Origin of the sequence: Paucilactobacillus wasatchensis, assembly GCF_000876205.1 — a bacterium.
GTDB classification, from domain to species: domain Bacteria; phylum Bacillota; class Bacilli; order Lactobacillales; family Lactobacillaceae; genus Paucilactobacillus; species Paucilactobacillus wasatchensis.
Genome location: NZ_AWTT01000018.1, coordinates 24,621 through 37,087, shown reverse-complemented (window position 1 = coordinate 37,087; position 12,467 = coordinate 24,621). Strand labels below are relative to the sequence as shown.

Sequence of the window (12,467 nt, the reverse complement as noted above, 5' to 3'; positions counted from 1 at the left end):
TAGTTTTTACATCAGCCTCATTTATTTTATTTTTCTATCACGAAAGTAAGAAATAGGAAAAATAATATCTTGCATGTCATATTTACTTAAAAACTAATTGTGACTAACTTGTCCGTCATTGGTGACAGTCACAGTAAAATTGGATGATGGATCGCTGAATTGCCAACCATTACTGGTCTGGTGTGCTTGCAGGTTGCCACTGGCACCACCAATCCTATAGTTAATCCAACAGTGTAGTGTTTTTGGCTTTCAAATTTGCAAGTTTGATTCGGACTCAAAGACTGTAAATTCCAAGCGTGATGATGCTTAGTAATAACCACTTTATCCAGTTACCAAACAGTCCGATATCAGAACCTTGAAGCTTCGTATGGTTACGATGCCAGCCCAAAAATCGGGCAATGGATAATTTGAGATTGTAAGCTTAGTAAATTTATTTTTTTGATTTAAAAGGTTGTTATAAATACATATACACCAACTAATTATGTTATCATTCAAGTGATTACTATTTGATTTAGAAACATGAAATTATCAGAATACTTTATGACGGTCTTACAAGCTGACACAAAAGAGGCTCATAAAAAAATGATTTTTATGCTACTAAAACAAAAATTAGTGCAATTAATGCTGGTAATAACTGAATGACAAATATTTTTTTGGTAGCAGTAAAGCCACCAAAAATTGCAACAACGACAACATAGCCGAGCAATAAACTTAACACAAGTGATTGGGTTGTTCCTGTAAATAGGATGGTTGCTAAAATTAACAGTAGCCCCAAACCGCCGTTATAAATTCCTTGATTTGCGAGTGCGGTTTTAGTATTTGACAATTGTACGTACTGTAACGGCATCTCGAATGATTGTGCCTTTTTCTCGTCGCTACCAAATATTTCTAACAACATTATCCCGAAATGCTCAATGCCAATTAAAATGACGAGTATATTACCTACGATTTGCATGGATGTAACCTCCAATTAAAATTGATGACAACTAAGTATTTACTGACTTTCTATTTTACTATAAGGATTGTGGTTATACAAAAAGTAAAATGCTTTTGTGAAAAGCATCATTATCTAAGGCAAAAAGCTTTACAAGTAAGGGCTAATCGAGTATTATATTTATTTAAAAGCAAAATCGAAATTAGAAATAGTTTAAAAGAGGAGGTGATTACCGTGCTAAATAAGACGAAAGTATTTATGCGTAAGTATGACCTAAGATATAAAAAAGAATATATTCGGCCAATGATGACTCCACAACACGTTTATGTCTTTACGTTTGGCAAGCATGAACTGAATAATCGGGTAATCATTCGTTACTCCCATACTTGGACAGGTCGTTTAAAAATTAATGAAATTGATTTACGACTTCATAAGCAGCTTAATCCCCGTATCTTTAAGACAGAGGCCCAGTTGGTCGACTATTTAGAACGCCACCTAGAATCAAACATTTTAAAGTATGCTGATGAACCTGCTGAATATCATGTACCTTCTAGTAATGCTAGTGAAGGTTAATGATATGGGAGCGATCAGAGAACAAGACAGCCGTTTTGTTCTTTTTTTGTTTAATGATGAAATGTTTCATTGCTGTTGCGGCTATGCTAAAATGAATACTATTATTTATTCAGTTCAGGTGTAGTGAAATCAACACGGTCGAAGAAAGCGGATCAAATTATGGAATGGACACAAGTCACGGTCACAACACAAAGCGAGTCAGTGGAAGCAGTCAGCTATATCTTAAATGATTTGGGAGCTGCAGGAGTTAAAATCGATGATGCCAAGGATTTTGCCAAGTTAAAACCAGGTGAATATGGCGCTCATGGTGAAATTATTGACCCTAAAGATATTCCGCATATTGCCACAGGTGCGGCTGTTACTGCCTACTACCCACAAACCGTTTTTGTGCCAGAAATAATACCAACAATCGAGCAACGGGTGGCTCAACTAAAGGAATTTGGCCTTGATCCAGGAAGTGGTGCGGTAACTAGTAAAGCCGTTTCTGATGAAAATTGGACCACTGCTTGGAAAAAATATTATCATCCCGTCCGGGTAACCAGTAGTTTAACGGTGGTTCCGAGCTGGGAAGAATATCAGCCTAAGCAGCCTAATGAACAATTGATTTATTTGGATCCGGGGATGGCATTTGGAACGGGAACACATCCCACAACCCGGTTAATGCTGCAAGCATTGGAAATGGTTGTTCGGGGTGATGAAACCGTGCTGGATGTTGGCACTGGTTCTGGTGTTTTAAGTATTGCAGCTAAGCTTTTAGGTGTAAGCAAAGTTTATGCCTTTGATGTTGATGACGTAGCTGTGCAATCTGCAGTGGAGAATCTCAAACTTAACCCGGTGGCTTCGGATATTCATATTCGACCCAATGATTTACTGACCGGAGTCACCCAGATGGCAGACTTAATTGTTGCTAATATTTTAGCAGAAATTATTGTACCGCTGATTCCACAAGCGTACGAACGATTAAATACCGGAGGCCATTTTTTATGTTCCGGAATTATTGCAGACAAAGTAGCACTAATCCTTAATAAATTGCAAAACCAAGGTTTTCGAGTGGAAGAAACATTGAAGATTGGTGACTGGTATGGCATTATTGCTTATAAGCCATTTTCGGATGAATAGGTGAACGGACTTGCAGCGATATTTTTTAACAACTAAACAAACGGTGGCACAACCATTTAAGCTAGACCAGGCAACGGCACATCACCTAGTAACGGTGTTACGAGCAGAGGTTGGTACACAAGCAGAGTTCGTCTTACCAAATCAACAGGTGTATTTAGGACACATCAGTGCACTTAATTTGCCCAATGTTGACGTTGTTTTGGATCGATTGCTTACTCAAAATAGTGAGCTGCCAATCGAAATTACAATTGCGTGTGGTTTGCCCAAAGGTGAAAAGGCACAATTAATCGTACAAAAGGCGACCGAGCTTGGTGTCCATCAAGTTATTTTCTTTGCTACTGAGCGATCGATTGCCAAATGGCCAAGTACTAAACGCGAACGAAAGATCACTCGATTACAACAAATTGCGCAAAGTGCAGCAGAACAATCACACCGCAATATAGTACCAGTGGTGAGTTATCAAGATTCACTAACTGCCGTTTTGACAGCTACAACCATAATGAATAAGCGGATCGTGGCGTGGGAAGAAGCGGCCAAGCAAAATGAACAATCATCACTCGCAGCTGCGTTTAGCCAATTAAGAGCTGGTGATTCATTACTAGTCATATTTGGTCCTGAAGGTGGGTTAACGCAGTCAGAAGTGGAGCAGATGAAACGAGCCTCTGTGACAGTTGCTGGGCTAGGACCGCGAATTTTGCGAACAGAAACAGCACCGCTATATTTATTAGCGGCAGCTTCCTATTATTTTGAATTGGAGAATTAATGAATGAAACAAATTAAATTAGGCAAAAAAATTTGACTGGTGGTTGTGGTGCTGGGCAATTGGACTTGGGATCGTTTTGACCGCCATTATTGAGTATGCTCCCTTTGTTCATCGTGCCAGCTCGGTGTTGGTGGTGTTAATTATTATTAACGGGGCTTACTGTATTTATCAAGGAATCAAAACGGCAAAGCAAAAACTGGGTCGGTGGCGACTCCTTGTTTTTCCCATTGGTTACTTTATTGGCGCTTATTTATTTTTACCACGGTATACCTACTATTTTGGCTTGATATACTTGTGCGTTAGTTATTTAAGCTATGCGATGACCAATGAAAACGATAAGATTGCCAAAAAAGGCTAATTAACTGTATAATTACTGCAATTACAATGCACTTAATAATTTGAAAGTAAGTTGGTGAAAAATGCCGAAAGAAAAAAATTTAACTCATGAAGACGTCAAAAACATAGTTGCTTCTTACATGAATGCAGATCACGTGAAATTAGTTGAAAGTGCGTACCATTTTTCTGAAACGGCACACAACGGGCAACTGCGCCAATCGGGTGAACCGTATATTATTCATCCGATTCAAGTGGCAGGAATTCTAGCCAATTTACATATGGACCCAGAAACTGTGTGCGCTGGCTATCTGCATGATATCGTTGAAGACACTGGCGTTGTGCTAGAAGATGTTCGTGAACTGTTTGGTCCAGCTGTTGCAATGATCGTTGATGGAGACACCAAATTAAGTAAAATCAAATATAAATCAAACAAAGAGCAAATGGCTGAAAATCACCGTAAGCTCTTATTAGCCATGTCCAAGGATATTCGCGTTATGATTGTCAAATTGGCGGATCGATTACATAATATGCGGACATTACAACATTTGCGTCCAGATAAGCAGCGTCGCATTGCTAATGAAACGTTGGAAATATATGCACCAATTGCGGATCGGCTAGGAATTAGTACGATTAAGTGGGAATTAGAGGATCTATCACTTCGATATTTGAACCCACAACAATATTATCGGATTGTTCACTTGATGAATTCGAAACGTGATGAACGAATCGAGTATATTAATCATGCCATTGGAGATATTAAAAAGGCAATTGATGACCTTGATTTAGGTAATGAAACTGAAATCTATGGGCGACCTAAGCATATTTACTCTGTTTATCGCAAAATGGTAACACAGCACAAACAGTTCAGTCAGATTTATGACCTATTGGCCATTCGAGTAGTTGTAGACTCCATTAAAGATTGTTACGCTGTTTTAGGCGCAATTCACACTAACTGGACCCCTATGCCTGGTCGTTTCAAAGATTATATTGCCATGCCTAAAGTCAATGGTTATCAGTCATTACATACAACCGTGGTGGGCCCACAAGGACGTCCATTAGAAGTGCAAATCAGGACCCATGAGATGCATGAAGTTGCTGAATACGGGGTTGCTGCGCACTGGGCCTACAAAGAAGGTAACAAAAACGGAGTTAAAGAAACTGCTTCAGACGACAAGCTAAATCTGTTCAAAGAAATTTTAGAAATGCAAAGTGATAGTAATGATGCCGATGAATTCATGCAAGGCGTCCAGGGCGATATATTTACTGATCGTGTCTATGCATTTACACCTAAAGGCGACGTACTAGAGCTACCAAAGGGTGCAGGACCGCTTGATATGGCATACACGATTCATACTGAGGTTGGTAATAAAACGACTGGTGCCAAAGTAAATGGCAAAATTGTGCCATTGGATTACGAAATCAAAAATGGTGACATTGTTGATATTTTAACTTCCAGTTCTTCTGCTGGTCCAAGTAGAGATTGGCTCAGTTTGGTGTCAACACGACGAGCGCGCAATAAAATCAAACAATTTTTCAGGCTAACTGACCGCGAAGAAAATATTCGCTCGGGCATGGAAATGGTCGAACATAAATTACGTGACGATGGGTTTGATACCAAAAAAATTATGACACCGGGAAAAAATACACAGGTGGCACTAAAATTACACTATAGTAGCAGCGATGACATGTTTGCCGCAATTGGATTTGGTGATTTACAACCGGTTGGTGTGGCTAATCGAATGTCACAAGATGCTCGGCAGCAAATGGAAAATGACCGCCAACGCAAAGCTGAAAAGGAACTACTTGAGGAGCATAAAACACTTTCAGACGAGCGAACAACCACTCAAGGACAACACCATGAAAAGAAAAAGATTAGTTCACAAGGCGGTGTTATTATTGAAGGCGTTGATAACTTACTAGTTCGTTTGAGTCATTGTTGTAGTCCTGTACCAGGTGATGAAATTGTTGGCTATATTACCAAGGGGCGTGGGGTATCGGTGCATCGTGTCGATTGCCCTAATATCAAGGCTGCAGAAGAGCATGGTGAGCGGATTGTCAAAGTTGACTGGGAAAATGTCGAGGGTGATAAAACTAATTACAATGCTGATTTAGAGGTGCAAGGCTATAATCGCAATGGTTTGTTAAACGATGTGTTGAAATCGATTAATAACAATACTAAGTACTTAAATTCGGTTAATGGTAAGGTGGATCATGATAAGGTGGTTACGATTAGTGCTTCGATGGGCATTCGCAATCGAACCCATTTGCAACGAATTATGGATAATTTGAAAAATATTCCGGATGTATACGTGGTCAAGCGAACCATCCACTAGCTGGAGGAAAATATGCGAGTTGTAGTACAAAAAGTCAATCATGCACAGGTGACAATTGAGCACCAAGTTGTGGGTCAAATTAAACAAGGTTATATGCTGCTGGTTGGATTTGCCCCAGATGATGAGGAACCATCATTAGATTATTTAGTGCATAAAATAATTAATTTACGTGTGTTTGAAGACGAAAACGGCAAAATGAATTTGAGCCTACAAGATGTTGCTGGTGCCATTTTATCCGTATCTCAATTTACATTGTATGCGGATACTAAGCATGGCAATCGTCCGGGCTTTTCACAAGCTGCTAGTCCTGAAATTGCGGAACCACTTTATCAGACATTTAATCAAAAACTGCGGGATGCAGGTATTCATGTTGAAACGGGTCAGTTTGGGGCTGACATGCAAATTGAGCTTGAAAATGATGGCCCCACGACCATCATTTTGGAAAAGTAAATTTAATTTGTTGTTATCGATGGAGGATCAAAACAAATGTATCAGTCGTATTTTTGGGATTTAGATGGCACACTTTATGACACTTACCCGCAAATGGTTAATGCTTTTGCTCAAACACTAAGTCATTTCAAGGTCGAGCCGGAGCAGACCACCATTTACCACATGATGCGGCAGACTAATTTGGGGGCGACATTTGATTATTATAGCGACCAAACTGAAATCAAACGCTCCGATCTTGAAGCCATCTATTATCCATTAGAAAATCGTTTGCAGCAACCACAATTATTTCCTGGTGTGCGAGAATTATTACAACGAATCGTTCAAAATGGGGGCCATAATTATTTACTTACCCACCGTAACAACAGTGCAATGGAATTTATTACTCAAGACGGGATTAAACAGTTATTTACTGATTTTGTAACGGCTGCGCAGCCATTTCCACGAAAACCAGATCCGACATCACTAAACTACTTAATTAATAAATACAAGGTGGAGCGTGCTCACGCTGTCATGGTGGGTGATCGTAATCTGGATATCGAGGCGGGCCATAATGCAGGCATTGCAGGAATTTTATTTGATCCAGATGACTTGATTGAAGCTTCTGTATCGCCCGAACGGCGGATTAAAGAATTTAATGTTTTATCGTTTCAATGATCACAGTTGAGTAAAAAGGCTAGGGAAAAATTATTTTCCCTAGCCTTTTTTAATTAATAATTTGCTAAAATACGGTCAACAGCGCCGCCATATGACTCACCAAATAGATTGAGATGCATGCATAAATAATAAAATTGATACCATGGTAACCGTTTTTCAAACCCCGCCGGCAATGGATAGGATGATTGATAGGCTTGGTAGAATTGGTCACTAAAGCCACCAAAAATGGTGGTCATTGCTAAATCAAGTTCGCGATCACCATAAAAAACATCGGGGTCGATTAAAATTGGAGTGCCATTAGTGGCAAACATGTAATTACCAGACCATAAATCGCCGTGCAATAAACTGGGTTGTACTTCATGACCATGGTAATAGTCAATGAATTCACTGCGCATTTGTGCAAAATGGGCTTGGCGCCAATTATTCCATACGTGGTTCTTTTGTGCTGCCTCAGCCAACGTATCTAGACGTTGCTCGGCGTAAAAGGTAGCCCAGTCCGATTGCCACTGATTATTTTTGATGATGTTGCCAGATTGATGATTGTGGTCAAAGCCAAATTGGACATGATGTTGTTGGTGCATGGCCGCAACCGCAGTACCAAGATCTCTTTGACTGCCATTACCGCTATCAATCCAATTGAGCATTAAGTAGGCATCACCATTAATTTGACCCTGAGCGGTTGGCTCTGGGGTAGTGATCACATTGCCAATTAACCTCAAGCCGGCCGCTTCATGGTCGAAATATGACTGGGGGTGTTGTGGTTGAACTTTTAAAAAATACTTAGTTTGATCTTGAGTTATAATCTGATAGGCTTCATTGATGTCGCCGCCACTAACTGAGCGAACGCGTTCAATTGATGTTAGTGGGAGTTGGCTTAGCCAGTCTTGATTTAATTCGGACATTAGCTGATTACTTCTTTCCTTATTCGTTAAAATATTCTTTCAGGCCACTGGTTATTTTACTGGCAACCTTTAAGCGGTATGAGAGCTTTTTTATGGACTTAAAATCATGGGTATCGTTAATATAACCCATTTCGCAAAGAACAGCGGGCCGGGTGTTATCACGAATTACCAAGAAATCACCAAAGCTGATGCCACGATTGGTAACTGCTAAATCATTGAAATTGGTATTTAACGTTTTGGCTAATTTTTTAGAAGCACCTTTGTGGTAGTAGTAGGTAGTTAAACCAGTTGCTTCATTGCGATTAGGAGATGAATCAAAGTGAAAGCTAATAAATGCGTCTGCTGAGACTTTTTCAGCCAATGCCGGCCGTGCTTTTAAGCTAACATATTTGTCGGCATTACGAGTCATGATAACGTGTGCTCCCTGAAGCCTGAGTTGGGTTGCTACGGCTTGTGCCATTTTGAGAGTATACGTTTTTTCCATGTACTTTTCCTTTTTGCTTGTTTTGTATTCCGCACCTGAATCCCAGCCCCCATGACCAGGGTCGATGACAATTGTGGCTTCCGATAAGCGGGTCGCTTTTTTCAAGTTATCACGCCGATTAACTAACCAACTGGCAATCCAGCCAAATTTGTGGTCACTAATTCGTACTTTGTACCAATCATTTTTTTCTGCCAGCACGTTTAGTCGGGTTTTGTGATCAACTGTTTTAATGGACTTATATTTGAGCCCGGGTCCTTGTCTGATATTTACGTTTTCCACACTTACAACAATTGTTTTTTGCCGAGTTAAGGTGAAAGTGAGACCAAGAGCAAGAATAATGAAAATGGCTGTGATAATTAGTTGTAGTCTTGTCGGCCGAAATTTATTCATCGCGTGGCTCCTTTTAATTTCTTTCTTCTATTCAGTTAGTTTAAGAATTTTGGCCGGTAAAAGCAAGTTAATTCAAAAATTCACTTTACTTTAGCATTAATTTCGAGTAATCTTTAGTAGTAAATTTAAATAAATATAACCGACGATAAAGAATGCTGAATCAATGGTTCGAACAGAGAGTAAAACAGTGCTGAAAGTTTTACGGACCAAGTATTTAGTTGACACTTTGGAGGATGGAAGCCGATCACTTCCCGTCATTTGACGTTATCTAAGAGCAACACTAAGGTGGTACCGTGCATTTTGCACCCTTGTAATTTTACAGGGGTGCTTTTTTTATTTTTGGTTGTTAGTAAAGTTAATCATAAGGAGGATTTTTTCATGCGTTATCAGCGTCCTAAAGGAACCAGTGATATTTTACCAGGACAGTCAGAAAAATGGCAATACGTTGAGGAAACAGCCCGATTGTTATTCGCGGATTATCAATATCATGAAATCCGGACACCAATATTCGAAAATTTTGATATTTTTGCTCGTTCGGCCGGTGACACATCTGATGTGGTTACCAAGGAAATGTATGATTTTAAGGATAAGGGCGATCGTCATATTGCCCTACGTCCTGAGGGCACTGCGGGTGTGGTACGCGCGTATGTTGAAAATAAATTGTATGGTCCAGAAAATACGAAGCCATACAAAGTTTATTATCTTGGACCAATGTATCGTTACGAACGACCACAATCAGGACGACAACGGGAGTTCCATCAAGTTGGTGTCGAGGCATTTGGCTCCGCCAGCCCAGCGTTGGATGTTGAAGTCATTGCCATGGCACTAGCCTACTTTAAGCAATTGGGAATTTCTAGTCTGCGTGTGGCGATTAATTCATTGGGTGATGAACAGAGTCGCAAGGACTATCGACAGGCCTTAATTGATTATTTGCAACCGCACTTTAACGAATTAAGTCATGATTCGCAGGAGCGATTGGCAAAAAATCCATTGCGTGTGTTGGACAGTAAAGAGCCTGAAGACCAACCATTTGTAGCTGCAGCACCATCAATTTTAGATTATTTAACTGATGAGGCAAAACAGCACTTTACACGGGTTAAAGACCTATTAGATTCATTAGACATTGATTACGTCGTTGATTCAACTATGGTTCGGGGACTTGATTACTACAACCATACAATTTTTGAAATAATGGTTAACTCCAAGGCACTTGGCCATGGTTATACGACCATTTGTGGTGGTGGACGCTACAACGGTTTGGTGAAGGAGCTAGGCGGTCCAGACGAGTCCGGTGTTGGTTTTGGCTTAGGATTAGAACGATTATTACTGTTGCTTGATGCTGAAAATATTGAAGTTCCGGTTCAAAATCATTTGGATGTCTATGTGGTTGGCATTGGTGAGTCTACCGATGTTGAATCCCTCAAGCTAGTTCAAGCTGTTCGTGATTTTGGCTTTTCAGCGGATCGTGATTACTTGGATCGCAAGCCAAAGGCACAGTTTAAGACGGCTAATAAAGTAGATGCAGCGTTTGTGGTTACGATTGGTGATGAAGAGCTAGCTAATCAAACTGTTCACTTCAAGTCCATGGCTTCGGGTGAAGAAGAAACAATTGCATTGGACGATTTTTACAGTAATTTTCCACAAATTTATGATAAATATTTAGGAGAATAGAGATTATGAAACGAACAAGTTATGCTGGATTAGTTGATGAAAAATTAGTTGATCAAGATGTTGTGTTAAAAGGATGGGTACAAAAGCGCCGTGATTTAGGTGGATTGATTTTCATTGATTTACGCGATCGTGAAGGAATTTTACAATTAGTGTTCAGCCAGGAATTTAGTAAAGCTGCATGGCAGGTCGCTGATACTTTGCGGAATGAGTACGTCATTGAAGTTAAAGGAACTGTTAAACACCGTTCTGAGGGTGAAATTAATCCTAAAATGAAAACCGGCCAAGTTGAAGTAGAAATCCACGAAGCTAAGTTATTGGCTGCAGCTAAAAACCCACCATTTTACATTGAAGATAATATCAATGTTTCTGATGAATTACGGTTGAAGTATCGTTACCTCGATTTACGCCGTCCTGAAATGCAAAAGAATTTAAAAATTCGTAATTTAATTACCCGAGCAGTTCATACTTACTTTGATAATCATGATTTTTACGACATTGAGACACCAGATCTAACTGCTTCCACCCCTGAAGGTGCGCGTGATTATTTAGTTCCTTCTCGAGTTTACCCTGGTCATTTTTATGCCTTGCCACAATCACCACAAATTTTTAAGCAATTATTAATGGGCGCGGGATTTGACCGGTACTATCAAATTGCACGTTGTTTCCGTGATGAAGATTTACGTGGTGACCGCCAACCTGAATTTACCCAGATTGATATGGAAACTAGTTTCTTGTCAGCCGAAGAAATTCAGGATCTGACTGAAGGCTTACTCAAACAAGTAATGCATGATGCAATGGGTATTGATATTAAAACACCAATCCAACGAATTGAATGGCAAGAATCAATGGATCGGTTTGGGACTGACAAACCAGATATTCGATTTGACATGGAATTAAAGGATATTTCAGATGTTGTGAAGGACATCGATTTCAAAGTATTCCAGAATGCTATTGCTAACGGTGGGTTTGTTAAGGCCATCTGTGTCCCTGGTGGAGCAGCTAAGTATTCACGTAAGGATTTGGATGCTAAAACTGATTATATTGAACGTTTTGGCGCCAAAGGGATGGCTTGGATTAAGGTGACAGAAGATGGATTCACCGGACCTGTCGGCAAGTTTTTGAAGGTTAAGCAGGATGAAATCAGTGCTGCAGTCGGTGCCAAACCTGGGGATTTAATCTTATTTGCTGCGGATAGTTTTAAGATTATTTCTGATACTTTGGGATACCTACGTAATTCCATTGCAAAAGAAATGGGAATGATCGACGAATCTAAGTTTGCCTTTATCTGGGTGGTCAATTGGCCATTGTTTGAATATGATGAAGGAATCAAACGCTGGACGGCTGCGCATCATCCATTCACAATGCCTAACGAAGAAGACGTCCATTACTTGAATGATGGCGAAGATCCACATAAGGCCCACGCACAAAGTTATGATATTGTCTTGAATGGTTACGAACTAGGTGGTGGTTCAATCCGTATTCATACACGTGAAGTTCAAGAAAAAATGTTGAAGGCGCTGGGCTTTACTAAGGAACATGCCGAAAGCAGTTTTGGCTTCTTGATGCATGCTTTAGATATGGGCTTCCCACCACATGGTGGTTTAGCTATCGGGCTAGATCGCTTTGCAATGCTGCTAGCTAAGCGCGACAACATTCGCGACATAATTGCCTTTCCAAAGAACTCAAAGGCCACAGAGCCGCTAACAAATGCTCCTGCGACCGTTTCAGATAAACAGCTATTGGAATTAGGCTTGTTTGTTAATAAAGTTGATGAAGATAAATAATTTACTGATTTAACTAAGAATACTCATGATCATTGGTATGTTTCCAATGATCATGAGTATTTTTTGAGTTGAGG

General features: G+C 40.0%; 12 protein-coding genes. 9 read left to right on the top strand and 3 right to left on the bottom strand.

Annotation, left to right across the window (positions count from 1 at the left end; genetic code table 11):
• Nucleotides 1-589: 589 nt before the first annotated feature.
• Nucleotides 590-955 carry a DUF1304 domain-containing protein gene (locus WDC_RS04540; RefSeq protein WP_044010690.1) on the bottom strand — a complete coding sequence of 122 codons (366 nt, stop codon included), beginning with the start codon at nt 953-955 and terminating at the stop codon, nt 590-592.
• A 237-nt stretch (nt 956-1,192) separates the two neighbouring features.
• Here WDC_RS04540 and WDC_RS04535 point away from each other — a divergent pair, with 237 nt between their 5' ends.
• From WDC_RS04535 to WDC_RS04505, 7 genes are all read left to right on the top strand, one after another.
• A complete protein-coding gene (locus WDC_RS04535; RefSeq protein WP_082040917.1) occupies nt 1,193-1,507 on the top strand; it encodes a hypothetical protein in 315 nt (104 codons plus the stop codon).
• Between the two features lie 159 nt (nt 1,508-1,666).
• On the top strand, nt 1,667-2,626 hold the full coding sequence (gene prmA / locus WDC_RS04530; RefSeq protein ID WP_044010689.1) for a 50S ribosomal protein L11 methyltransferase: 960 nt from the start codon (nt 1,667-1,669) through the stop codon (nt 2,624-2,626).
• Nucleotides 2,627-2,636: 10 nt separating this feature from the next.
• On the top strand, nt 2,637-3,389 hold the full coding sequence (locus tag WDC_RS04525) for a 16S rRNA (uracil(1498)-N(3))-methyltransferase (RefSeq protein ID WP_044010688.1): 753 nt from the start codon (nt 2,637-2,639) through the stop codon (nt 3,387-3,389).
• Nucleotides 3,390-3,432: 43 nt separating this feature from the next.
• The gene (locus WDC_RS04520) at nt 3,433-3,747 is read left to right on the top strand and encodes a hypothetical protein (RefSeq protein ID WP_044010687.1); all 315 of its coding nucleotides are present in this window, start codon (nt 3,433-3,435) and stop codon (nt 3,745-3,747) included.
• Between the two features lie 61 nt (nt 3,748-3,808).
• Complete coding sequence (locus WDC_RS04515; protein ID WP_044010686.1) at nt 3,809-6,058, top strand: RelA/SpoT family protein; 2,250 nt, start codon at nt 3,809-3,811, stop codon at nt 6,056-6,058.
• A 12-nt stretch (nt 6,059-6,070) separates the two neighbouring features.
• A complete protein-coding gene (gene dtd, locus WDC_RS04510; RefSeq protein ID WP_044010685.1) occupies nt 6,071-6,508 on the top strand; it encodes a D-aminoacyl-tRNA deacylase in 438 nt (145 codons plus the stop codon).
• A gap of 36 nt (nt 6,509-6,544) precedes the next feature.
• Nucleotides 6,545-7,162: an HAD-IA family hydrolase gene (locus WDC_RS04505; RefSeq protein WP_044010684.1), complete on the top strand. Its 618-nt coding sequence runs from the start codon at nt 6,545-6,547 to the stop codon at nt 7,160-7,162.
• A gap of 53 nt (nt 7,163-7,215) precedes the next feature.
• Here the strand turns inward: WDC_RS04505 and WDC_RS04500 are convergent, their stop codons facing one another.
• Both WDC_RS04500 and WDC_RS04495 read right to left on the bottom strand, forming a co-directional pair.
• The gene (locus WDC_RS04500) at nt 7,216-8,064 is read right to left on the bottom strand and encodes a fructosamine kinase family protein (protein WP_044010683.1); all 849 of its coding nucleotides are present in this window, start codon (nt 8,062-8,064) and stop codon (nt 7,216-7,218) included.
• 19 nt (nt 8,065-8,083) lie between these two features.
• Nucleotides 8,084-8,938 (bottom strand): N-acetylmuramoyl-L-alanine amidase, encoded by an 855-nt coding sequence (locus WDC_RS04495; RefSeq protein ID WP_044010682.1) that lies wholly within the window; start codon nt 8,936-8,938, stop codon nt 8,084-8,086.
• Between the two features lie 378 nt (nt 8,939-9,316).
• Here WDC_RS04495 and hisS point away from each other — a divergent pair, with 378 nt between their 5' ends.
• Together hisS and aspS are read left to right on the top strand one after the other, a co-directional pair.
• Complete coding sequence (hisS, locus tag WDC_RS04490) at nt 9,317-10,609, top strand: histidine--tRNA ligase (RefSeq protein WP_044010681.1); 1,293 nt, start codon at nt 9,317-9,319, stop codon at nt 10,607-10,609.
• A gap of 5 nt (nt 10,610-10,614) precedes the next feature.
• On the top strand, nt 10,615-12,393 hold the full coding sequence (aspS, locus tag WDC_RS04485; RefSeq protein ID WP_044010680.1) for an aspartate--tRNA ligase: 1,779 nt from the start codon (nt 10,615-10,617) through the stop codon (nt 12,391-12,393).
• Nucleotides 12,394-12,467 lie beyond the last annotated feature (74 nt).